Origin of the sequence: Streptomyces inhibens, from assembly GCF_003389455.1 — a bacterium.
Lineage (GTDB): Bacteria > Actinomycetota > Actinomycetes > Streptomycetales > Streptomycetaceae > Streptomyces > Streptomyces inhibens.
In genome coordinates this window covers 42,112-64,674 of the sequence record NZ_QUAC01000021.1, presented here as the reverse complement: position 1 = coordinate 64,674, position 22,563 = coordinate 42,112, and the positions used below count along the sequence as shown (strand labels likewise).

At 71.5% G+C, this 22,563-nt stretch carries 17 protein-coding genes and 4 pseudogenes; 9 read left to right on the top strand and 12 right to left on the bottom strand.

Going from position 1 to position 22,563, the window contains the following annotated elements; genetic code table 11:
- Nucleotides 1–43: 43 nt before the first annotated feature.
- The gene (locus DY245_RS03870) at nt 44–904 is read right to left on the bottom strand and encodes a lysozyme (RefSeq protein WP_128503475.1); all 861 of its coding nucleotides are present in this window, start codon (nt 902–904) and stop codon (nt 44–46) included.
- Between the two features lie 332 nt (nt 905–1,236).
- Between DY245_RS03870 and DY245_RS03865 the strand changes: the two are divergent.
- Nucleotides 1,237–1,670 (top strand): annotated as a pseudogene (locus DY245_RS03865) (MarR family winged helix-turn-helix transcriptional regulator); the annotation flags it as partial.
- Nucleotides 1,671–2,123: 453 nt separating this feature from the next.
- On the opposite strand, the gene DY245_RS03855 reads toward DY245_RS03865, so the two are convergent.
- Nucleotides 2,124–2,969, bottom strand: a complete 846-nt coding sequence (locus tag DY245_RS03855) for a protein phosphatase 2C domain-containing protein (RefSeq protein ID WP_128503473.1) — start codon at nt 2,967–2,969, stop codon at nt 2,124–2,126.
- A 622-nt stretch (nt 2,970–3,591) separates the two neighbouring features.
- On the opposite strand from DY245_RS03855, the gene DY245_RS03850 reads away from it, so the two are divergent.
- From DY245_RS03850 to DY245_RS03830, 5 genes are all read left to right on the top strand, one after another.
- Entirely contained in the window at nt 3,592–6,738 is a 3,147-nt protein-coding gene (locus DY245_RS03850) for a sensor histidine kinase (RefSeq protein WP_128503471.1), read from the top strand.
- A complete protein-coding gene (locus DY245_RS03845) occupies nt 6,735–7,229 on the top strand; it encodes a roadblock/LC7 domain-containing protein (RefSeq protein ID WP_128503469.1) in 495 nt (164 codons plus the stop codon). Before DY245_RS03850 ends, DY245_RS03845 begins: the two co-directional genes overlap by 4 nt.
- Nucleotides 7,226–7,624 (top strand): DUF742 domain-containing protein, encoded by a 399-nt coding sequence (locus DY245_RS03840; protein WP_128503467.1) that lies wholly within the window; start codon nt 7,226–7,228, stop codon nt 7,622–7,624. The genes DY245_RS03845 and DY245_RS03840 overlap by 4 nt, the downstream gene beginning before the upstream one ends.
- A 37-nt stretch (nt 7,625–7,661) precedes the next feature.
- The gene (locus DY245_RS03835; RefSeq protein WP_128503465.1) at nt 7,662–8,279 is read left to right on the top strand and encodes a GTP-binding protein; all 618 of its coding nucleotides are present in this window, start codon (nt 7,662–7,664) and stop codon (nt 8,277–8,279) included.
- 100 nt (nt 8,280–8,379) lie between these two features.
- On the top strand, nt 8,380–9,633 hold the full coding sequence (locus DY245_RS03830; protein WP_128503462.1) for a styrene monooxygenase/indole monooxygenase family protein: 1,254 nt from the start codon (nt 8,380–8,382) through the stop codon (nt 9,631–9,633).
- Between the two features lie 57 nt (nt 9,634–9,690).
- Here the strand turns inward: DY245_RS03830 and DY245_RS03825 are convergent, their stop codons facing one another.
- The 4 genes from DY245_RS03825 to DY245_RS03810 form a co-directional block, all read right to left on the bottom strand.
- Complete coding sequence (locus tag DY245_RS03825; protein WP_128503460.1) at nt 9,691–10,809, bottom strand: chitinase; 1,119 nt, start codon at nt 10,807–10,809, stop codon at nt 9,691–9,693.
- Between the two features lie 197 nt (nt 10,810–11,006).
- A complete protein-coding gene (locus DY245_RS03820; RefSeq protein WP_128503458.1) occupies nt 11,007–11,270 on the bottom strand; it encodes a hypothetical protein in 264 nt (87 codons plus the stop codon).
- 63 nt (nt 11,271–11,333) lie between these two features.
- Nucleotides 11,334–12,095, bottom strand: coding sequence for a TetR/AcrR family transcriptional regulator (locus DY245_RS03815; RefSeq protein WP_128503456.1), 762 nt, complete (start codon nt 12,093–12,095; stop codon nt 11,334–11,336).
- A gap of 74 nt (nt 12,096–12,169) precedes the next feature.
- Nucleotides 12,170–13,117, bottom strand: coding sequence for an AurF N-oxygenase family protein (locus DY245_RS03810; protein ID WP_244942814.1), 948 nt, complete (start codon nt 13,115–13,117; stop codon nt 12,170–12,172).
- A 165-nt stretch (nt 13,118–13,282) separates the two neighbouring features.
- Between DY245_RS03810 and DY245_RS03805 the strand changes: the two genes are divergently transcribed.
- Both DY245_RS03805 and DY245_RS03800 read left to right on the top strand, forming a co-directional pair.
- Nucleotides 13,283–14,392: a ferritin-like domain-containing protein gene (locus DY245_RS03805; protein ID WP_128503454.1), complete on the top strand. Its 1,110-nt coding sequence runs from the start codon at nt 13,283–13,285 to the stop codon at nt 14,390–14,392.
- Between the two features lie 183 nt (nt 14,393–14,575).
- A pseudogene (locus DY245_RS03800) lies at nt 14,576–14,752 on the top strand (ADP-ribosylglycohydrolase family protein); the annotation flags it as partial.
- A 65-nt stretch (nt 14,753–14,817) separates the two neighbouring features.
- Here DY245_RS03800 and DY245_RS03795 read toward each other — a convergent pair.
- Together DY245_RS03795 and DY245_RS03790 are read right to left on the bottom strand one after the other, a co-directional pair.
- On the bottom strand, nt 14,818–16,053 hold the full coding sequence (locus DY245_RS03795) for a glycosyltransferase (protein WP_128503450.1): 1,236 nt from the start codon (nt 16,051–16,053) through the stop codon (nt 14,818–14,820).
- Between the two features lie 253 nt (nt 16,054–16,306).
- On the bottom strand, nt 16,307–17,221 hold the full coding sequence (locus DY245_RS03790) for an alpha/beta fold hydrolase (RefSeq protein ID WP_128503448.1): 915 nt from the start codon (nt 17,219–17,221) through the stop codon (nt 16,307–16,309).
- Between the two features lie 94 nt (nt 17,222–17,315).
- Between DY245_RS03790 and DY245_RS03785 the strand changes: the two are divergent.
- A pseudogene (locus DY245_RS03785) lies at nt 17,316–17,762 on the top strand (MarR family winged helix-turn-helix transcriptional regulator); the annotation flags it as partial.
- A gap of 129 nt (nt 17,763–17,891) precedes the next feature.
- On the opposite strand, the gene DY245_RS03780 reads toward DY245_RS03785, so the two are convergent.
- From DY245_RS03780 to DY245_RS03765, 4 genes and pseudogenes are all read right to left on the bottom strand, one after another.
- Nucleotides 17,892–18,728: an ABC transporter ATP-binding protein gene (locus DY245_RS03780; protein ID WP_128503446.1), complete on the bottom strand. Its 837-nt coding sequence runs from the start codon at nt 18,726–18,728 to the stop codon at nt 17,892–17,894.
- Between the two features lie 78 nt (nt 18,729–18,806).
- The gene (locus tag DY245_RS03775; RefSeq protein ID WP_128503444.1) at nt 18,807–19,286 is read right to left on the bottom strand and encodes an HD domain-containing protein; all 480 of its coding nucleotides are present in this window, start codon (nt 19,284–19,286) and stop codon (nt 18,807–18,809) included.
- 71 nt (nt 19,287–19,357) lie between these two features.
- Nucleotides 19,358–20,809 carry a penicillin-binding transpeptidase domain-containing protein gene (locus tag DY245_RS03770; RefSeq protein WP_128503442.1) on the bottom strand — a complete coding sequence of 484 codons (1,452 nt, stop codon included), beginning with the start codon at nt 20,807–20,809 and terminating at the stop codon, nt 19,358–19,360.
- Between the two features lie 349 nt (nt 20,810–21,158).
- Nucleotides 21,159–22,515: pseudogene (locus tag DY245_RS03765) on the bottom strand (FtsW/RodA/SpoVE family cell cycle protein); the annotation flags it as partial.
- Nucleotides 22,516–22,563 lie beyond the last annotated feature (48 nt).

Genomic DNA, 22,563 nt, shown 5'->3' with positions numbered 1-22,563 from the left:
GGCCCGCCCCTCGTACTCGGGCGGGCCGGCCGCTACTGCTCCGTCAGCCGTTGGCGAGCGCCTGGAGCCGGTCCAGCGCGCCGTTGAAGCGGTTGTGGTCACCGACCGTCGGGCCGGTCGAGGTGTACTGCCAGATGGTGTGGAAGCCCCAGCCGGCCGGGAGTTCGCCGACCGAGGAGCCGTAGCGGGGGACCCACAGCGGGTTGATGGCGCCGAAGGCCGCGGAGTTGTCGGTGCACTGCTTCCACCAGCTGGTGGAGGTGTAGATGACGGCGTCCCGTCCGGTACGCGCCTTATAGGTGGCGAACCAGTCCTTCATCCAGTTGACCAGTCCGGCCGCGCTCAGCCCGTAACAGGTCGCCCCGTAGGGGTTGTACTCCATGTCCAGCGCGCCGGGCAGCGTCTTGCCGTCCCTGGACCAGCCGCCGCCGTGGTCGACGAAGTAGTTGGCCTGGGCGGCGCCGCTGGAGGTGTTGGGCGTGGCGAAGTGGTACGAGCCGCGGATCATGCCGACGTTGTACGAGCCGTTGTACTGCTGCGCGAAGGACGGGTTGGTGTAGCTCGTGGACTCCGTCGCCTTGACATAGGCGAAGCGGACTCCGCTGTTCCAGAGCGTTGACCAGGCGACATTGCCGTTGTGGCTGCTGACGTCCACGCCTTCGACGGACGCCGCGAGCGAGGAAGCGGGCGGTGCGATGCCGGCTGTCGTGCCTTCGTGCTTGGCGATCTGGGAACCGGCCCAGTCCTGTCCGGGGTGGCTGGGTTCCGGTGCGCGCTGCGTGGCCGCCGCGCCGGCGGTGCCGGGCAGGCCGATCAGGAGGGAGACGATCGCGAGAAGGGTCCCGGCCACGGTCGCGAGCGAGCGTGCGGGGCGATGGGGGGAGCCGGATCTGAGCACGGACATACGTGCCTCCGAAGATCTCGGTGGGTTTGACCTGAGGGGGGATGATCTGACGGCATGGCGCCGGCGTGCTGACACGGAGGTGCGCGGTGCATGACGCGCGGTGGAACGTTTGCCGTTTGGTGTGGCCATGCCAGAAATCACGATACGCGCGTAGACCGGCGTGACAAAAGAGGGTCCCTGGGCTGCCGTTGGTCTAATCCTGCGAAATACTGGCCGAGCTGCGGCTTCGACCGCCGATGGCAGAAACTTTCAGATGAGGGAAAGCGGGAATGGGCGCTGACGTGCACAACACCGGAGCCGACGGTACGGCGGCGGACGGCGAGCCGATTGGTGTGGACCACGTATTTCTCGCCCTGGAACGTGAATTGGCGGTATTTCTCCGCCGGGCCCGTGCCTCTTCCGGCGAATTGGCGCGAGAGGTACATCCCGACCTGGAGCCCGCCGCGTACGGCCTCCTCGTCCGGCTGGCCGACGCCGGCGCTCAGCGCGCCACCGACCTCGCCGGCTACTTCGGCGTCGGCAAGGCCACGATGAGCCGCCAGCTGCACGCCCTGGAGCGGCTCGGCCTGGTCGCCCGGGAACCGGATCCGGCCGACGGCCGCGCGGTCCTGGTCCGCATCACCGACGAGGGCCGCGACCGCTTCACCCGCGTCCGCACCGGCCGCCGCGCCCAGTACGCCCGCCGCCTCGCCTCCTGGGACCGCGCCGAGGTCGCCGAACTGGCCCGTCTCCTGCACCAGCTGAACGCGGGGCAGGAGGGGGAGGANCCCGCCGCCTCGCCTCCTGGGACCGCGCCGAGGTCGCCGAACTGGCCCGTCTCCTGCACCAGCTGAACGCGGGGCAGGAGGGGGAGGAGGCGTAGGGCGTGTCTTTCGGATCAGCCCGGGCCCGCGACGCTCCCCCAGCTACCGCTGGGAGGTGCCCCCAGGCACGGCACTCCCCCAGCTAACGCTGGGGGTACCCCCACGCCGCGTTGTCGCATCACCCACGGACACCCAGTCCGAGGGCGACGCTCCGCCTTGCGATGCAGCTCGGCATCCGAAGGATGAATCAAAGAGCCGAGACGGAGCGAGCGCAGCGAGTGCAGTGCACCAGACGCCGCGGGCTGATCCGGACTGATCCGAAAGACACGCCCTAGCGCACGGCCGTGCGGGGCACCGGCGCTGCCGTCGTCCACGACGGCGGTCACCCGTGGCCTGCGACCGCCCGTCGCCGTTGCTCACGGCATCACAAAAATCACCGCCGCGTCATCCCGCGCCTTGCCGCGCGGATGGGCCGCGCCCTCCGGGTCCGCCGCCTCCGCCGCACGTACGTGGTCGATGAGCGACTGCGGGCCCTGCCGGGAAACCAGCGCCACGCAGTCCGCCCAGGAGCCCTCCTGGAAGACCTCGACCCAGCGGCTCGCGCCGTCGCTGAGGGCGGTCAGTGAGCGGATCCCGGCGCGTGGCGTGCTGCCGGTGACCGCGCGGGCGGCCGCCGCGGGATCGGCGGCCGCGGTGAAGAAGCCCCCCTCGGCATTGCGCAGCGCCTCGACCGCACGGCCGTACTCCCGGCCCGCGGCGGCCCGTTCCGCCGAGCCGCGGGGCAGCGCCCGTACAGCGGCGCGCCGCTCGCGGACCGCGGGCGGCAGTTCGTCCAGCCGGGGGTCGAGCACCGGGTGCACCGAGCCGTCCGCCCGCTCCAACAGGAGGACCGAATCGGAGAGCACGAGATGCTCGACGGTGTCCCCGGACCACCGTACGGCGACCACAGTTGCCTGCGGAGTGCGGACGTGAGAAAGGTCACAGGAGGCCCGGTGAATATCGGCTGTCCGGGAGATGGCCGCGGCCAGCGCCTCAGTGAGCGTCATATCCCGGTGTGAAACCGACAGTTCGAGCATTGCGCCACCGAGGCGCGCGGTGAACCACGGCACCGTATGGACGCAGCCGTAGTCCTCCGGGGGTGGCGTCACGCCGTCCAGCAGGACCAGGACTCCGCCCTGGCCGGAGGCCGGCAGGGCTACTGACGCGTAGTCCTCGTTTGGGTGTTGGGGGTCGCCCGGCTCGGTGGCGAGTTCGATGCGCATGCCCGTCAGTCTGCCGAAGGCCGCGGTTTCGCCCCGGTGGCCGGGTGCGCGCAGCGGCGTTGGCGTACGGCCGGGTATGCGGCTTACCGAAGGTAAGGACCGCAGGGCCGGCGGTGTGCGGGCGCGCATCCTGCCAGGACCGGGACGCATCTCCAAACCCGTCCGGGGGTTGCCCGGGGTTGCGACCGAAAACGTTGCCGCACGGAAGTTGATGGTCAAACTCCGATTGATGTTCACTCGTTCAGGTGGCCGGGCATGTGTTGCCGAGCCACTGCGCGGCGCCGGTGGAATGGTCGTTGCCCGAATCATGGGGTGGGGCCAGGACGTTCGTCGCGACGCGCAGAGCCGGGCTGTTTCCCCTCGCGGACGTGTGCGCTGCTGCGGTCTTCGCACAGATCCGCACCCGCGAGCGGAGAGCGAGCCGGGTCCGCGACGCCATATGGCGTGGGCAGGCGAGACAGGAATGCGAGCAGCGGTGCGGAAGATGCGGCTTCGGGGCGGCGCAGGGAAGCCGGGTTCACCGGCCGGTTCGGTCTCGGGACCGGGCACGGGCTCGGGTCCTGGTAAGGGGCCGGGTACGGCCGACGGCGGAGAGGACCGAGAGGGACGACGTCCCGCGCGGGTGCGCAACCGGCTCGTCGGGGCGGTGGCCGTCGTGGCCGCCGCCGTTCTGGGAGCCGGTGCCCCCGGCCTCGCCGGCACGGCCGACAACGCCAACAACAGTCAGCAACTGGTCGATCTCGCCGAGCTGAACGCCCACGCCATTGCGCTTGCGCACTCCCTCGCGGACGAGCGCGACGGAATGACGGCGTATGTCGCCGCCGGGCGCGGCAGCCGTACGGGCGCGGGGGCCGGCAACACCGCGGTCAACGGCACCGGTACGAACGGCACCGGAATCAACGGCACCGGGACGAACGCTGCCGGGACGAACGGTACCGGTGCAAATGGCGCCGGGACCAACACGACCGGGACCAACACGACCGGGACCAACACCACCGGGACCAATGCGACAGCGGCCAACGGCGTGGGCACCGACGCCGCCGGCGTCTCCGGGCCCCAGCGCGCCCGCGTGGACCGGCAGATCGGCGAGCTGCGCTCCGAGGCCCAGGACGCCTCGGGCGACACCGCCGTGTACGCGGCCGCCGCCAAGCTTCTGGCCGCGCTGCCGCAGACCCGCCAACAGGCGCTGACCGGGCCCGGTTCGGCCGAGCAGATCTACCAGGCCTACACCCAGGTCATCCAGGCGCTCGGCGCGATCAGCGACGACATCGCCCGCGGACTGCCCGCCCGCGCGGACTCCGCCGAGGCCGACACCCAGGCGCTGCCCGCCCTCGGCCGCGCCACCGACCAGGCGGCGGGCGCCCGCGCCCTGCTGCTCGCCGGCCTCAACGCCGGCGGCAGCCAGCCCCGGCTGACCGCCGCCGCCCAGGTGGCGCACCTGCGTGAACAGGGCGCGCTGGGCGACTTCGAGCAGTCCGCGAGCCAGGGCGCCCGCGACCGTTACGACCGCACCGTCAACGGCGCCGACGTCAACACCGCCGAGCGCTATCTGACCCGGCTGACCGACCAGCCCCGCCTGGACGCCGCCGATCTGCGGCTCAGCCGCCAGCGGGTGGAGAACGCGCTGACCGCCCGTATCGGGCTGATGCGGGGCGTCGAATCCGCCATGGCCACCGCCGACATCCAGCGGCTCGGCGCACTGCGTGACGACGATGTGACGGAGCTGGAGATCCGCATCGGGCTGGAGGCGCTCTGCCTGCTGCTGGCCGTCGGCGCCGGCATCTGGGCCGCCCGCTCCCTGACCCAGCCGCTGGCGGCGCTGCGGATCGGCGCCAGGCGGGTGGCCGCCGACCCCGCGCACGAGGAGCCCATCACCTACAAGGGCCGCAACGACGAATTCGCCGCCGCCGTACGGTCGGTCAACGCGCTGCACGCCCAGGTCGGCGAGCTGGCGCGGCGCACCGCGGAGCTGGAGGGCGAGCGCAAGCGGCTGGTCGGCGGCCGGCAGCGGCTGGTCGCCGAGCGCGAGGTGCTCCAGGAGCAGGGCGAGACGCTCAAGGAGGAGATCGCCGATCTCACCGAGCGGCTGGCGGCCGTGCACGCCGGCGTGCACGGCCGGTTCGTCAACCTCTCGCTGCGCACCCTCGGCCTCGTGGAGCGCCAGCTCGGCGTCATCGAGTCGCTGGAGGAGAGCGAGCAGGACCCGGAGCGGCTGGAAACCCTCTTCAAGCTGGACCACTTCGCCGCGCAGATGCGCCGCAACAGCGAGAACCTCCTCGTCCTCGCCGGCGCGGAACAGCACGGCACCAGCCACCCGGGACCCGTACCGCTGCTGGACGTGCTGCGCGCCGCGATCAGTGAGATCGAGCGCTACGAGCGGGTGCGCATCGACTCGCTGCCGCCGCACTCCCAGGTCGCCGGCTTCGCCGCGGACGACCTCAGCCACCTGGTCGCCGAACTCCTGGAGAACGCCACCGCGTTCTCGCCGCCGGACGCCCATGTCGAGCTGTCCGGCTGGCTGCTGGAGAGCGGCGAGGTCATGCTCTCGGTCCAGGACGAGGGCATCGGGATGACCGCGGAGCGGATGGCCGAGCTCAACGAGCGGCTGACGGACGCCCCGGCCGCCTCGATCTCCGAGACCGTCGACGAGGCGCTGGGCCTCGGCCTGTACGTCGTGGTGCGGCTGGCCGCCCGGCACGGCATCCGGGTCCAGCTGCGGGACGCCAAGCAGGGCGGCGTCACCGCCGTCGTCGTCCTGCCCGGTTCGATCCTGCCCACCCGCCCCGCCCCGGCGTCCGCGCCGTCGCCGGCGACCCAGGACGTGACGCACACCCTGCCCGGCTCGGTCGCCGAGGCGAACTCCAACGCGCTGCCGACGCGGGTGACGAGGGCGGAGCCGGTGGCGGTGGGCGGCAGTGCGGCTGCCGCCCCGATCCCGGCCCAGGAGACCGGTCAGGATCCCGCCGAGGACATCGGCCAGGACACCGTCCAGGACGCCTCCCGGACCTCCGAGCAGCCCGCCGGGCACGATGCCGCACCGGGCCCTGGCCACGACGACACCGCCGACGCGGAGCCCGCGCCCGCCCCGGCCCCCGGCCCCGACCCGTTCGTCGCCGCCGCGGAGCGCGCGATCGACGCGGCCGGGCTCGGCGTCACCGCCGAACCGGCACCGGCGCCCGCAGCCGAGCAGCCCACGGGCCCCACCACGCACGCCGCGGGCGAACCGAGCCCGTACGGCCCGCAGTCGTCCGGCCCGTACGCCGCCACCACCAGCGGCAGCGGCGAGCACACGCGGCCCGAGGACGACGCGGCCCCGGCCGTGGACCGGGCGGCGCAGCCGGCGTCCGACCCGTACGCCATCGGCCCGGACCAGCACACGCGCCCCGGGACGGAATCGACGTCCACGGACGCGGCACCCACGGAGGCGGACCCGGCACCCGCCGATGCCTCCCCGGCCGACACGGCCGACCCACAGACCGCCGACGCCCCGCCCGCGGGGAAGCGGCGGACGGCCACCGGGCTGCCCAAGCGCACGCCCAAGGTCGTGGCGCAGCAACAGGCGCCCGCCGCCCCGCGCAAGAGCGGTGCGGCCAACGCCGAGGCGCTGCGGCGCCGGCTCGGCGGATTTCAGTCGGGGGCGCGAGACGGCCGACGGGAGGTCGAGGCCGAAATCGCGGAACGTACAGCGGAGCAGACCATCCCACAGACGGACACCGACGGAGCGGGGGCCCCGGGAGAGAGCCACGTTGTCGAGGAGGCACGCGATTGAAGGCGCAAGCGCCCACTGCTTACGGACAAGGACTGAGCAGCCAGGCACGCAATCTGCACTGGTTGCTGACCAACCTGGTGGACGAGGTACCAGGTATCCGCTCGGTTGCGGTGGTCTCCTCCGACGGCCTGCTGCTGCTGAACTCCGATCCGGACCGTACCGAAGAGGCGGCACGGCCGGACGAGAGTGACGGGCCCAGGGGATCCAGTGCCGACCTGGCCACCATCGTGTCCGGGCTCGGCAGCCTCACCGCCGGCGCCGCCAAGCTCATGGACGGCGGGGCGGTCAAGCAGACGATGATCACGATGGACGAGGGCAGCGTGTTCGTCATGTCGATCAGCGACGGCTCGCTGCTCGGAGTGCACGCCACCCCGGACTGCGACATGAGTGTCATCGCCTATCACATGGCGCTGTTCGTCGGCCGGGCCGGCCATGTCCTCACCCCCGAACTCCGCAGTGAATTGCGCAAGTCGATGGAGAGCGCCCAGTGAGTACTCCCAAACTCCCCATACGCGGCGGGGACCGCAAACCCTCGCGGGTACGGCCGTACTCGCTCACCGGCGGGCGGACGCGCTTCGGCCATGTGCTGCTCGTCGAGACCTTCGTGGCCGCACTGGAGGCCCCCGAGGAGCGACGCGAGCTGACGTCCGGCGGCTGGGGCGACCGGGTGATGCCGGAGATGCGCGCGATCGTCGAGCTGTGCCGCCGGATGCGCTCGGTGGCGGAGATCTCCGCCCTCCTCAAGATGCCGCTGGGCGTGGTCCGCGTACTGCTCAGTGACCTCGCCGACCAGGGAAAGATTCGCGTCTACGGCACCGGGCACGGCTCCGGCCGGCCGGACCGCGCGCTGCTCGAAAGGGTGCTGAGTGGACTTCACAGGCTCTGACACGATATCGGCCGGGCCGACGGCGACCGCCGGTTCCGTGGGGCGGGCCGACCCGGCGGCTCCGGCCGCCGACGCGGGGCTGCAGAGCTGGCAGACGGACCGTTCGCGGGCGCCGATCGCCACCAAGATCGTGGTGGCGGGCGGTTTCGGCGTCGGCAAGACCACCTTCGTCGGAGCGGTCTCGGAGATCACCCCGCTCCAGACCGAGGCGGTGATGACACAGGCCAGCGCGGATACGGACGATCTGACCGCCACCCCGGAGAAGACCACGACCACGGTCGCGATGGACTTCGGCCGGATCACCCTCGACCAGGAGCTGGTGCTGTATCTGTTCGGCACGCCCGGACAGCAGCGCTTCTGGTTCATGTGGGACGACCTGGTGCGCGGTGCGATCGGCGCGATCGTGATGGCCGACACCCGCCGTCTGGAGGACTGCTTCCCGGCGCTGGACTACTTCGAGAGCTGCGGACTGCCGTATGTCGTCGCGGTCAACCACTTCGAGGGGACCGACTCCTACGCCGTCGAGGACGTCCGCGACGCGCTGACCGTGCCCCCGCACGTGCCGGTAGTGATCATGGACGCCCGGAAGCGGGCCACGGTGATCGAGGCGCTGCTCGCGCTGGTCGGCCACGCCCTGGAAGCCGCGCCGGAGTAACCGGCCTCCGTACGGGGCCTCTCCGTCACACCGGCGCACCCCGCACACCCCTCACACCCTTCACCCCCGAACATCAGCAGTAGCAGAGAAGAGTGCCGCCATGCGGAAAATACTCATCGTTGGAGCCGGCCAGTCCGGTCTTCAGCTCGCCCTCGGCCTCCAGTCCCAGGGCTATGAGGTCACCCTCATGTCCAACCGCACCGCCGACGAGATCCGCTCCGGCCGGGTCATGTCGACGCAGTGCATGTTCGACACCGCGCTCCAGAACGAGCGTGACCTCCAGATCAACTTCTGGGAGAGCCAGGCCCCGCGCATCGAGGGCGCGGGTGTCTCGGTCGCCGCGCCCGGCAGCCACGCGGAGCCCGGCGGATCGCAGCGCGCCATCGACTGGGTCGGCAAGCTCGACGGCTACGCCCAGTCCGTCGACCAGCGGGTCAAGATGGCCGGCTGGATGGAGACCTTCGCGCAGCGCGGCGGGCAGCTCGTCATTCATGGCGCGGCCGTCTCCGACCTGGACTTCTTCGCGAGCCGCTACGATCTGACGCTGGTCTCGGCCGGCAAGGGCGAGCTGGTGTCCATGTTCGGCCGCAACGCCGACCGTTCCCCGTACGACGCCCCGCAGCGCGCGCTCGCCGTCGCCTACGTCCACGGCCTGGGCCCGCGCCCCGAGCACCCCGAGTTCGACGCGGTGCGCTGCAACCTCGTCCCGGGCGTCGGCGAACTCTTCGTCATGCCGACCCTCACCACCTCCGGCCGCGCCGACATCCTCTTCTGGGAGGGCATCCCCGGCGGCCCGCTGGACGTCTTCCAGAGCGTCAAGGACCCCAACGAGCACCTGGCCACGACGCTGGAGCTGATGGAGAAGTTCCTGCCCTGGGAGTACGCCCGCGCCACCAAGGTCGAGCTGACCGACGCCAACGGCACGCTGGCCGGCCGCTACGCCCCGACCGTGCGCAACCCCATCGGCCGGCTGCCCTCCGGCGGTCTGGTCCTCGGCGTCGCGGATGTCGTCGTCGCCAACGACCCAATCACCGGCCAGGGCTCCAACTCGGCCTCCAAGTGCGCGGCGTCCTACCTCGCCTCCATCGTCGAGCGCGGTGAGCAGCCCTTCGACGAGGACTGGATGCAGAGCACCTTCGAGCGCTACTGGAACACCGCTTCGCACGTCACCAAGTGGACCAACGCGATGCTGGCCCCGCCGCCGGAGCACGTACTGAACATCATCGGCGCGGCCGGCCAGCTCCAGAGCGTCGCCGACCGCTTCGCCAACGGCTTCAACGACCCGTCCGACTTCGAGAACTACTTCTACGACCCGGACAAGGCGAACGCGTACCTGGCGTCGCAGACCGGCTGATCCGCCGGGGCGCCCCGCCGGACCGGGCCCGTCCCGGAACCGGTCCGGCGGACGCCGTCAGCCGCCGAAGTAGCCGTCGAAGTTCTTCTGGAACTCCCAGTTGCCGTAGCGGTCCCAGTTGACCGACCAGGTCATCAGCCCGCGCAGATCGGGCCACGCGCCGTGCGGTCGGTAGCCGCCGCAGTCGGTGTTCTTGGTGAGGCAGTTGAGGGCCTTGGTGACGTCGGCGGGGGAGGTGTAGCCGTTGCCCGCGTTGACGGAGGCCGGCAGGCCGATCGCGACCTGGGAGGGCTTCAGGGGCGGGAAGACATTGTCCTTGTTGCCGGCCACCGGGAAGCCGGCCAGCAGCATGTCCGTCATCGCGATGTGGAAGTCCGCGCCGCCCATGGTGTGGTACTGCTCGTCCAGGCCCATGACCGGGCCCGAGTTGTAGTCCTGCACATGCAGCAGGGTGAGGTCGTCGCGCAGCGCGTGGATGACCGGGAGGTAGGCGCCGGCCCGCGGGTCCTGGCCGCCGAAGGGGCCCGAGCCGTAGTACTGGTGGCCCAGCTGGACGAAGAAGGTCTCCGGCGCCATGGTGAGGGTGAACTTCTCGCCGTACTTGGCCTTGAGGGTCTTCACCGCCGAGATGAGGTTCACGACGGCGGGGGTCTTCGGGTTCTTGAAGTCGGTGTCGCCGGTGTCCAGGGACAGTGAGTGGCCCTCGAAGTCGATGTCCAGGCCGTCCAGTCCGTAACGGTCGATGATCGCGCCGACCGACGCGACGAACGTGTCCCGGGCCGCGGTGGTGGTCAGCCGGACCTGGCCGTTCTGCCCGCCGATCGAGATCAGCACCTTCTTGCCGGCCGCCTGCTTGGCCTTGACCGCGGCCTTGAACTCGTCCTCGGACTCCACTCCGGGGCACTCGCTCCGTGGACAGAGCGAGAAGCGGATGTCGCCGGAGGTGGTGGAGGTCGGCTCGCCGAAGGCCAGATCGATGATGTCCCAGCTGTCGGGGACGTCGGCGAGCCGGGTGTAGCCGGAGCCGTTGGCGAAGCTGGTGTGGAGATAGCCGACGAGGGCGTGCGAGGGGAGGGCGGCGGCGGGCCGCGCGGCGCTCGCCTCGGGGGTGATGCCCAGGACGGTCACGGCGCCCGCGAGGGCGGCGGATATCAGCAGGGGGGACCGGAGGCGCATGGGGGCTGCTCCTTTTGCCGACGGCGCTACGAGGGGGTGCGCGCGGGTCGAGTGGGGAGGGGGCCGCCCCTGAGGGGTGGGGTCTGCCGGAGAGGCGCGGGGCGGCTCCCTGGGCAGGCAGCAAACAGGACTAGACCACTGCTGTCAATGGTCCGGACCAGATGGGTGGCGAGGGTGCGTGTCCGCGGCAGGAGGGCTCAAGGGGTCTTTCGCCAGGGCCACTTGAGGCCGCCCGACGGCTTGCCCTCCGGGTCGTACTCGTACTTCCACCCCTTCGGCAGCCCCAGGCGCCCCACCCGCCCCGGGACCCGCCGGTAGACATGCAGCGTGGGCGGCCGCCCGTCGTCGTGGGGCACCGGGACCTCGTACGTCTTCGGTGGCTGGCCGGTCATCCCGAGCAGCACCGGCAGGACCCGGCCGTCCAGTGGCCCGCCGACGAAGAGGGTGTTCTCGCTTCTCACACCCTCAGTCTCACACCACCGGGCGCGCGGCCGGGCCCCGGGCCGCCGGGGCGCGCCGATCGGTCACCGCAGCGGAGCCGCAGGTCGCAGCAGGTGTGCGGCGTCGCTCACGACGGGCAGTATGCGGCCGGCCAGATCGCCGGCCGGGCCGTCGGAGGTCTCCAGCGCCAGCGCGGCGCGGGTCACCCGCGCGGTCTGCGGATCCCGGGCCGCGGTCGCGGTCAGCAGCGCGATGAAGTGGTCGACCAGCCAGTCCCGCAGCTCGTCGAGGGCGGGCTGCTTGTCCTCGTCGAGCCAGATCAGGGACGCGGCCTCGACCGCGGTGATCCACATCCGGACGGTCATCCGCAGCCGCAGGCCCGGTTCGGGCTCGCCCAGATGCCGCAGGATCTGGTCGGCCGCGGCACGCCGTACCTCGTCCACGATCGCGGACGTACGGGTGGTCTCCACGACGCTGCCGCCCTGGAGCAGCGCACTGAACCCGGCGTCGTGCTCGTCGACGAACGCCAGATAGCGGTCCAGGGCGCGGGACAGCCGCTGGGTGAGCGGGCCGGTCTCCGGCTCGGCGAAGCAGCGCTCCAGGATGTCGGCCGCGCTGCGCAGCGCGGCCTCGTACAACTGCTGCTTGCCGCCCGGGAAGTAGCGGTAGACGAGCGGGCGCGAGACCTCGGCGGCGGCCGCGACATCGTCCAGCGAGACATCCTCGGGCGCACGCTGCGCGAACAGGCCGAGCGCGGCGGCGAGCAGTTGGCTGCGGCGTTGCTCGACGCTCAGCCTGCGATAGGCGGGTCGGGGTACTGCTGGGGCGATGCCGCTGCCGTTCATGGGCAGCAGCGTAGCCGCCCCGGATTTCGGTTCGCACATGTGCTCGTGCCGTACGGGGGCTCCGGCGGACGCCTTCAGGCCAGCAGGCCCGAGCTGCGCCACAACCTGCGGCCCATACCGCGCAGTACGCCGATCTCGTCGAGGAAGTCGGTCAGCCGCCGGGCGCCGGACTGCATCACCTCCCGGCGGTGGCCGCTGGCCCTCACCTGGGCGACGGCCTCGCGCTTGTCCAGCCCGACATTGGTGTAGACATCCGGATTGACGAAGGCGAGGGAGAAGACCCGCGCCGCCTCGCCGGAGCTGATGCGGGTCAACTCCCGTTCCCAGCGCGGCGCGGTGACCATCTGGCGGCGCAGCTCCTCGCGGGCGTAGCGGACGTGCCGGGCCTCCTCGACGACATGGATCCGGGTCACCCCGCGCACGATGGTCTGTACCCGCTCGTCCGGGAAGGTCAGCCGCTGCATCCAGTCCAGGATCTCCTCGCCGAGCAGGGTGCAGGCGAACGAACCCGGGGTGGTGGAGACCGTCTTCAGGACGCGGGCGAGGTTGTGGTTGAGCCGGGAGACCGGGTACGCCGGCGCCCCGCCCTTGTGGATCATGCGGGCGAACATCTTGGAGTGCCGGCACTCATCGGCGATCTCGGTGAGCGCGTAGCGGACATGTGCGCTGGTCACCGGCTTGTCGTAGATATGCCGTACGAGCAGCTGCATCAGGATGATCTCGAACCAGATGCCCAGCGAGGCGAGCGAGGCGGCCTCGTGCCGGGAGAGGTCCTGCTGCTGCTCCAGCGACATCTTCTTCCACAGGGGCGTGTCGTAGAGCGAGACCAGCTCCGGCGGCCAGAACCACTTGCCCGCTTCGAGCGGCGCGTCCCAGTCGAGCTCGGTGTCGGGGTCGAAGGAGTGCTTGGCGGAGGAGTCGAGCAACCGCTCGGCGACCTGTTCCCGGTCCTTGAGCAGACCGAGGGCGTCCCGCAGGACTTCGGTGTCCGTCGCGGTCATTGCGGTGGGCGCGCTCGTCATGGCTGTGGCTACCTCGCTAGCGGGTTGGGGACGACTCTTATGAGACTGCTTGTCAGCAAGCTCGTCAATCCCTCGTGCACGGGTTATTGACCCGTCGGTAAGAAGCGTGTGAGCCTGCCAACCACCGCCCATGACAAGGCGTTTGGCGAGCCGAGGAGGCGCCCCGTGTCGACCCGAGACCTCTATGTGCAGGATCCTGGCGACCCGCTGTGGAAGGTGCCCGCCTCCGGCGCGGCCCGCTTCAGCTGGGAGTACGACGACGGACGCGACCGGCTGCTCGCGCTCTACCAGAAGGGCAAGGACAAGCAGTGGGACGCCAATCTGCGGATCGACTGGGAGCTGGAGGTGGATCCCAGGGATCCGCTCGGCACCCCCGATGAGTCCATGTCCCTGTACGGCACCAAGTACTGGGACAAAATGTCCGAGAAGGACCGCGGCGATCTGCGCCAGCACTACACCTCCTGGCAGTTCAGCCAGTTCCTGCACGGCGAGCAGGGCGCGATGGTGTGCGCGGCGCGGATCGTCGAATCCGTCCCCGATCTCGACGCGAAGTTCTACTCCGCCACCCAGACCATGGACGAGGCGCGGCACGCCGAGATCTACAGCCGCTTCCTCCAGGAAAAGATCGGGATGCTCTACCCGGTCAACGACAACCTCCAGGCGCTGCTGGGCGACACCCTCAAGGACTCCCGCTGGGACATGCCGTACCTCGGTATGCAGGTGCTGATAGAGGGCCTGGCGCTGGCTGCCTTCGGCATGATCCGCGACACCACCACCAAGCCGCTGCCCAAGCAGATCCTCGCGTACGTCATGCAGGACGAGGCGCGCCATGTCGCCTTCGGGCGGATGGCGCTGCGCGACTACTACAAGCAGCTCACCGACGCCGAACTGCGCGAACGCGAGGAGTTCGTCATCGAGGGCTGCTATTTGATGCGCGACCGGCTGCGCGGCCTGGAAGTCCTGGAGAACTTCGGCATTCCCCCCAAGGAGGCCGCCGAATTCACCGAGCGCTCCGAATTCCTGCACCTCTTCCGGAAGCTGCTCTTCAGCCGCATAGTGCCGTGCGTGAAGGACATCGGCCTGTGGGGCGAGCGGCTGCAGCGCGCCTATGTGGACATGGGCGTCTTCGACCTGGGCGACTCCAATCTCGATCTGCTGATGGCCCAGGACGAGGAGCTCGCCGAAAAGCTGGACGCGGAACGCTTCGCCGCCGAGGAGGAGGCCCGTACGGCGGAGGTCGCGGCGGCGATCGCGGAGGGGGCGGGGGAGGGCTGAACGGGGCGGGTCACTGCCCCGCGTGGCAGGATTCGGCCATGGACGACCATCCCCACCGGGCCGCGGCAGCATCGAAGGCCTGGCGTTCGGCGACGCCTTCGGGGAGCGCTTCTTCCCGCTGTTCCGCCCCGTGGACGCGTCCCGTGAGCTGATCGCGGCACGCCGCACCCCGCCGCGTGGGAGGAACTGGCGTCCGCCCTCTGGACCACCGCGGCCGGCCTCGGCGATGTGGACACCACCTGCGCCATCGCGGGCGGGGTGGTCGCGGCCCGTACGGGGGTGGCGGCGCTCCCCGAGGAGTGGCGGGAGCGCCGGGAGCCGCTGCCGGCGGGGGTCCTCCCTGCTCCTTGGAACTCCTGACACACCGCGATCCCGGAAGCCGGTGCCGTCGCCCGCCGGTCCCTGGCTCGACGATTCCGTGTGATTCACGCGGACACGGGCGGCCTTTCCCGGCTGACTGCGTCGAGCAGCAGTTTCGCGGCCACCGTCGCCCCGTCGGTGCGGATCGTGCCGGCCACGGCGCTCGCTCGCGCTCGGGTCTCGGGCATCAGGGCCGTTGTGAGGGCGGCCGACAGGGACTCGAAGGTAGGCGTCGGGCCGTCGTGTGCCGCGCCGATGCCCAGCTCGGCGATCCGGCCGGCCCAGTACGGCTGGTCCGCGATCAGGGGGATCACCACCTGAGGCGCGCCGGCCCGGGTGGCCGTCGTCGTGGTGCCCGCGCCGCCGTGGTGCACGACGGCGGCCACCCGGCGGAACAGCGCCTGCTGGTTGACCTCGCCGACGACGAAGCAGTCGTCGGCGTCGTCGATCGGGGCCAGGTCGGCCCAGCCGCGGGCAAGGAGTACGCGGCGCCCCTGCGCACGGCTCGCTTCAATGGCCACCCGGGCGATGTCCTTCGGGGCGTGCGCGGCCATGCTGCCGAAGCCCACGTACACCGGCGGTGCGCCGGCGTCCAGGAACGCCTCCAGCTCTTCCGGGAGCGGACGTTCGTCGGGCAGGATCCACGCCCCGGTCTGCACGATGTCGAGGTCCGTCATGCCCTGCGACGGACACAGCGTCGCGTCCGCCGCCAGCCACGGCTGGTCGGTGAGGACGTAGTCGCGGACGTTGTCCACCGGCGGCAGGCCGATCGCCGCCCGATGGCTGTTGAGCGCCTCGCCGTACAACGCGTTCACCCGCTGGGCGTCCTGCTCCCACAGCACCCGGTTGTCGGTCTCGTCCTGCGGGGACGGCGTGCCCGGCCGCCGCCCCGGAGGGAAGTGCCGCGACGGCAGCCCGAAGATGTGGAAGCACGCGAGCACGTAGCGGATGCCCAGTTTCTCGGCCACGTCCCGTGCGCCGGCCGGCATCAGGCCGGTCGCCAGCAGCGCGTCACATCCCTCGGCCGCCGCGGTGAGCGTGTCGAACCGCGCGGCGACCAGCTCGGGAGCGAGCCGGAACGCGTCTTTGGCCGTCGGTGGCTTCGTGCCGGCGACCACCGAGCGCACCGTCGGGCCGAGCGGCACCAGCTCCACGCCGACACGCGCCAGCAGCGCCGCGAACTCCTCGTCCGGCGGCGCGCACACCCGCGCCTCCGCACCGAGTTCCCGCAACCCCACCGCCAGTCCCGCCAGCGGTTCGACATCTCCGCGCGATCCCCACGTCGTCAACAACACTCGCACTTCGTGACTCCCATATCCGCAGGTTCTGGCATTCGGCCGCCGATTCTGCGGTACAACCCGGGCCTTGCCGCAAGCCCCCCGGTCCGCTATAAGTTGAGAGTGGCAAGGAGTGGGATCTCCTTGCCTTTGCCTTTTGTCGTCCGCTGTGGATGGACAGCCTCCTCGCGAAGCGGCGGCCCGCCGCGTACGGCGGTACGTCGGGCAGGAGGGACGTGCGAGGGGCTTGCGGGACGGGCGGCGGCCGTGAGCCGGCTCAGGCCCTCAGGAAGTCGAGCACCCGCCGGTCGAGTTCCTCGGCCCGGCCGTCCGGCAACGAGTGATGGCTGACGCCCGCCACGGTCTCGATCCGTACGTCCGCCGGCATCCGCCCGGCCCCTGCGGCGACCCGCCGCAGATCATGCGCCCGGCTGCGCTCCGCCAGCAGCACCAGGACCGGCACCCCGGCCCCGCCCAGCCGGGCGGTATCCGGCCGCGGCCCGGTGACCACCTTCGCCCCGCGGAACGCGAGGGCGCCCAGCCCCATCAGCCGCACCAGTTCCGGCGCGAGCGGCGCGCCCCGGGTCTCCCACGCCAGGAACCGCCGGGTGCTCCGCTCCCCGGGCCGTACGAACAGCGGCAGCGCGCGCAGCAGGTACGACGCCCGGTACCCGGCGAAACACTGTGTCGGGTCGAGCAACACCAGTCGGTCCAGGCGGTCCCGCGCATGCACCGCGTAACTCAGGGCAATCCAGCCGCCGTACGAATGCCCCAGCACCGCGGCCGAGTCCAGACCGAGCCCGTCGAGCACACCGTCGAGCCAGGCCGGCAGATCCTCCGGCCGCCGCAGCGCCCGTCCGCCGGGCACGCTGAGCCCCGGCGCGCCCATCTGGTCCACCGCGTAGACCCGGTGCGTACGGGAGAGCGCGCCGGCGTTGGCGTACCAGACGGCCGAGGTGACGCCCCCGCCGTGCAGCAGCACCAGCGGCGGACCGTCGGTGGGACCGCACGCGTTGACGCGGGTGGTCCCGAACTCCGATACCAGATCGAGCCGTTCCACCGGGACCGGCCACAGCGCCATCGCCTGCTCGTAGGCGGCACGGAAGGCGGCACGGGAGGCGGCACGGGAGGCGGCACGGGAGGCGGCTGAGGCGGTGGGGGCGGGAGCGTCTGCGGTGATGTCTGCCGGCATGGTGCGCATCCCCTCGTTCGGCAAGTATCTCGCTGAACGAGATAATAGTGGGGATGGTTGGGTGAGGGGCCGGAATGAGGAAAGGCGGTCGGCCATGGTGGATCCAGTGGAACCGGACGGAATGGACCTGGTCCATCTCCTGCGCGAGGTGACCCTCCGACTGGACCTCGCGGGAGCCCAGTTCGCCGGCCGCAACGGCCTGCACCCCACCGACCTCCGGGCGCTGATCTGCCTGCTGGACGCGGCCCGCGCCGGCACCGAGTCGACGCCCGGCCGGCTCGGCGCCGGGCTCGGCCTGAACTCCGCCGGCACCACGGCACTCATCGACCGCCTGGAGCGGCTCGGTCTGATCCGCCGGGTCCGCGACACCCGCGACCGGCGCCGCGTCCTGCTGGAGGTCGACGAACGCGCGGTCGCCCTGGGCCAGTCGTTCTTCGGCCCGCTCATCGACCGCACCCTCGCCCTGCTCGCCACCTTCGAGCCCGGCGAACAGGCCGCGATCCGCCGGTTCTTGAGCGGGGTGCGGGACACGGTGGGGGAGGAGGAGACGGTCGGGGAGAGGGGCACGGTCAGGGAGAGGGAGACTGCCGGGGAGGGGGAGACTGCCGGGGAGAGGGAGACTGCCGGGGAGGGGGAGACGGACGTGGCGGCGGACAGGCCGTAGGGAGGGTCAGCCCTGGCGTCTGCCCGACCTGGCCGGCCAGCGCCCTTCGTGCCGGGACACCTCGATCGGGCGGCCGAAGCAGGCCCTCATCCGCTCGCCGGTCAGCACCTCGTCCACCGGGCCGCGCGCCTGTACCCGGCCGTCGCGCAGCAGCAGGGCGTGGCCGATCGCCGGGGACAGCTCCTCCAGGTGGTGGGTGACCGTGATGGTCGCCAACTCCGGGCGCCCCAGGGCCAGTCGGTGCAGGGCGTCGATCAGATCCTCGCGGGAGGGCAGGTCGAGCGCGTTGAAGGGCTCGTCGAGCAGCAGCAGCGAGGGATCGGCCATCAGCGCGCGGGCGATCAGGATCCTGGCCCGCTGGCCGCCCGAACACACCCCGTACGGGCGGTCCGCCAGCTCCTTGCAGTCCAGTTCGGCGAGCAGCTCATGGGCGCGCTCGCGAGTGGCCTCGTCGTACTTGCGCCACAGCGGCTGCACGGTCCCGGTCGCGCCGGTCAGTACGACCGTGTGGCCGGTCGCGTCCTGCGGAACCTTCTGTGCGCCGGAGACCAGCCCGATGACGGCGCGCAGCTCGCGGACGTCCACCGAGCCGAGCCGGTGGCCGAGCACCTCGACGGTGCCCACGGTGGGGAACATCAGCGCGCCGATGAGCCGCAGGACGGTGGTCTTGCCGGCGCCGTTCGCACCGAGCAACGCCCAGTGCTCACCGGAGCATACGGTCCAGTCGACGGCGTCGAGGATGACCTGGCCGGTGGTGTAGCGGCGGACGCCGACGCCCTCCAGGGCGGCGATCACACGCGCTGCTGCGGGCTCAGGGCGCTCCAAGGGCTGCGTAGTGGTCATCGCCGCAGACTAGCTGTGTACGACATCTTTCTGTGCGGGTGTCCGATGCGCGGAACCGGGGGAGGGGAGGGGAGGGGGTCAGGTCAGCCCCAACAGGGCCCGTACCTGTGCGTACTTCGCCGTCAGCCGCTCCCGTGTCGGCGCGTCCAGCACGGCCAGCCGGGCCGGATCGGCGTTGTGCGCGAGATCGGACTCCTTGATCAGCAGCGCGCCGGGCGTGGCCAGGATGCGCGCGGTGTACTCCTCGACCGGCTCACCGGCCCGTTTGGTGACGGCCAGGACCATCGCCTTGGTCGCCTCGCTCAGTGCCGCGCCGGCCAGCCACTCCTGGCTCAGCGCCTCGTCCTCGACCGCGTCGTGCAGCCAGGCCGCCGCGATCTGCTCGTCGCTGCCACCGCGTTCGCGTACGCCCGCCGCGACCGCGGCCAGATGCTCGGCATACGGGCGGCCCGCCTTGTCGGTCTGCCCCGCATGCGCACGCCGGGCCAGCGCCGCCACCTCGGCCAGGGACAGCAGCGGCGGCCGGGCGGGTGTCATGGGCGGGTTCGCGTCAGGCATACGGCCATTGTGACCCGGGCAGGGAGGCCTGGGCGCAGGCCACTGGGCAATGGTCGAGAGGGAGACGCCCCTCAGCCTGCCGCCGCCATCACCGCCCGCGCGATCGGCGCCGCGCTCCCCCCGCCACTGATGTCCTCGCGATCGGCGGCCGCGTCCTCGACGACCACGGCCACCGCCACCGTCGGCTCGTAGGTGTCCTTCTCCCGAGCCCAGGAGATGAACCAGGCATACGGCGTGCCCTCGTTGCGCACGCCGTGCTGGGCGGTGCCCGTCTTGCCGCCGACCGTGAGGCCCTTGATCGCGGCTCGCCGGCCGCTGCCGTGCGCGACGACGTCGATCATCATGTCCTGGAGCTGCTGCGCCGTGGCCGGACCCATCGCCTCGCGGGTGGGGCGGTGCGGACCGGCCGCGACCATGACACCTCGGGCGTCGGTGACCTTGTCGACGAGGTACGGCGGCATCAGCTGCCCCCCGTTGGCGACCGCCGCCGAGACCATCGCCATCTGGAGCGGCGTGGCGGCGGTGTCGTACTGCCCGATGGCGGACAGGGCGACCTGCGAGGGGTCCATCCGGGTATCGAAGTTGCTCGGCGCCACGAGGGAGGGGATCCGCAGCCGGCGGTCGTTGAAACCGAACCGCCGGGCCGCATCGACCATGCCGCGCAGCCCGATCTCGGCGCCCAGCCGTGCGAAGACGGTGTTGCACGAGACCCGGAAGGCGTCCTTGAGCGGGGCGTCCTCACAGCCCCTGGCCGCATTGCCGAGCTGGGTGGCGGTGCCGGGGAGGGTGTAGGGATCGGGGGAGTCCGTACGGGCCTCGATGTCGGTGACCTTGCCGCTCTCCAGCGCGGCCGCCGCGGTGACGACCTTGAAGGTGGAGCCGGGCGGATAGGTCTGCCGGAGCGCCCGGTTGAGCATCGGCCGCTGCTCGGCACCGTTCAGCCGGCGCCAGGCCTCGCTGACCGCGGGGCTGTTGCCGGACAGCTCACCCGGGTCGTACGAGGGCGTGCTGACCAGTGCCAGGATCCGCCCCGTACGCGGTTCGACCGCGGCCACCGCGCCCTTCTTGCCGCCCAGCCCGTCGAACGCGGCGCGTTGCATCTTGGGGTTGATGGTCGTGTGGACGCTGCCGCCCGCCCGGTGGGTGCGGGTGAGATGGTCCCACCAGGGGAAGGTGGCGAGCCGGTCGTCGGCGCCGGAGAGGATGCCGTCCTCGGCCCGCTCCAGCAGCGAGGTCCCGTAGGTCTGCGAGGAGTAGCCGGTGACCGGCGCATACAGCGGACCCTCGGTGTACGTGCGCTCGTAGCGCAGCCGCCCACCGCTGTCCCGGGACCCGGTGACCGGACTGCCCGCGACGAGCACCGCGCCGCGCGGCTTGTCGTAACGGGCGATCGGAACCCGGCGATTGGCCGTATTGCCGGCATAGCCCTCCGCCTCGAAGACCTGCACCCGGGCGGCGTTGACCAGCAGCGCAACGAGGAGAAGGAAGGTGAAGGCGGCGGTATGCCGGATACAGCGGATCAACGGCCGGCCTCCGGGGCGGGGGCGTCGTCGGCGGAGGCGGGCGGCGTCGGCGTCCCGTTCTCCGCCTGACTCGCCTTCTGCGCCTGACCCGACTTCTGCGCCCGACTCGGCTTTTGCGCCTGCCCGCTGCGGGGTGGCCGGCTCTGGTTCTGCTCGCTCTGGGTCTGCTTCATGAACCCGGTCACCCAGCTCACCGACCCGAACGCGGCATCGCTCCCCGCCTGGCGCACGGCGTCATCACTCCCCGGCCCCGCACCCGGCCCCGCACCAGGCCCCTTCCCGCTCCCCGCTCCGCTCCCCGTCCCGCTCCCTCTCCCGCCCTCCGGTTCGCTCTTCGTACCGCTCCCCGCCCCGCTCCCCTCCGGCCGTGGCGCCCGCGCCCGGTCGCTGATCCGCAGCAGCAGCGCGATGATGATCCAGTTCGTGACGACGGACGACCCGCCCTGCGCGAGAAACGGCATCGCCATCCCCGTCAGCGGGATCAGCCCCATCACGCCGCCCGCGATGACGAAGACCTGGAGAGCGGGCAGCGCGGCGAGGCCCACGGCCAGCAGGCTGCCGAACGGGTCCCGCAGCCCGAGCGCGGCACGGTAACCGCGCGCCACCAGCAGCGCGTACAGCAGGAACAGCGCGGTGAGCCCGGCCAGCCCCAGCTCCTCGCCGAAGGTCGCCAGGATGAAGTCGGACTTCATGGCGAAGCCGATCAGATACGAGTGGCCCTGGCCGAGGCCGGTGCCGAGCAACCCGCCCTCGGCGAACGCGAACAGCGACTGGGCGAGCTGACCGGGCCCCTTGCCCGCCGCGATACCGGCGAACGGATGCATCCAGTCCGCGACCCGGCTGTGCACATGCGGCTCCAGCTTGCCGACGGCGGTCGCCCCGACACCCGCCAGGATCAGCCCGATCGCGATCCAGCCGGTCCGTCCCGTGGCCACGTACAGCAGCACCACAAAGATCCCGAAGAAGAGCAGCGAGGTGCCCAGATCGCGTTCGAGGACCAGCACCGCCACGCTGACCAGCCAGATCGCGACGATCGGCCCGAGCACCCGGCCGGTGGGGAGCCGCAGCCGCCCCATACGGCGGCCGGTGTGCGCCAGCGCGCTGCGGTTGGCGGCGAGATAGGCGGCGAAGAAGACGGTGATCAGAACCTTGGCGAACTCTCCGGGCTGAATGGAAAATCCGGCGATACGGATCCAGATCTTCGCCCCGTTGATGGCCGGGAACAGAATCGGCGCGACCATGAGCAGCAGTGCGAGCGCCGCACAGACATAGGCGTACCGCTGGAGCATGCGGTGGTCGCGCAGCAGCAGCACCACCGCGATGAAGAGCGCGACGCCGACGGTCGACCACATCAGCTGGGTGGGCGCGGCGTGGTCGGCCGGGGTCTCCAGATCGAGCCGGAAGATCAGTACGAGCCCGAGCCCGTTGAGCAGCACGGCGGTGGGGAGCAGCAGCGGATCGGCGTACGGGGCGCGGAAGCGTACGGCGAGATGCGCGAGCAGCGCGAGCCCGCCGAGCCCCGCGCCGTAGCGGGCCGCGCCGGCCGGGAGGGCATGCCACCTGGCGAGGCCCACGACGACATACCCGCAGACGCTGATGAGGACGGCACCCAGGAGGAGGGCCAGTTCGATGCCCCGCCGCCTGGGCAGTAGCGGCAAGGGTGGGGGAGCGTCCACCGGGCGCGCCGCGGCCGCCGACCTTGCCATTGCCGTCATGCCTGGCAACGTAGCAAGCGGCGGCCGCTATTTCCGTTA

Bases quoted from the DNA above. Each gene is read 5' to 3' on its own strand.
- DY245_RS03870 (WP_128503475.1), bottom strand. From the start codon at position 904: ATGTCCGTGCTCAGATCCGGCTCCCCCCATCGCCCCGCACGCTCGCTC.
- DY245_RS03855 (WP_128503473.1), bottom strand. From the start codon at position 2,969: ATGCGCATCGAACTCGCCACCGAGCCGGGCGACCCCCAACACCCAAAC.
- DY245_RS03830 (WP_128503462.1), top strand. From the start codon at position 8,380: ATGCGGAAAATACTCATCGTTGGAGCCGGCCAGTCCGGTCTTCAGCTC.
- DY245_RS03825 (WP_128503460.1), bottom strand. From the start codon at position 10,809: ATGCGCCTCCGGTCCCCCCTGCTGATATCCGCCGCCCTCGCGGGCGCC.
- DY245_RS03815 (WP_128503456.1), bottom strand. From the start codon at position 12,095: ATGAACGGCAGCGGCATCGCCCCAGCAGTACCCCGACCCGCCTATCGC.
- DY245_RS03810 (WP_244942814.1), bottom strand. From the start codon at position 13,117: ATGACGAGCGCGCCCACCGCAATGACCGCGACGGACACCGAAGTCCTG.
- DY245_RS03790 (WP_128503448.1), bottom strand. From the start codon at position 17,221: ATGCCGGCAGACATCACCGCAGACGCTCCCGCCCCCACCGCCTCAGCC.
- DY245_RS03780 (WP_128503446.1), bottom strand. From the start codon at position 18,728: ATGACCACTACGCAGCCCTTGGAGCGCCCTGAGCCCGCAGCAGCGCGT.
- DY245_RS03775 (WP_128503444.1), bottom strand. From the start codon at position 19,286: ATGCCTGACGCGAACCCGCCCATGACACCCGCCCGGCCGCCGCTGCTG.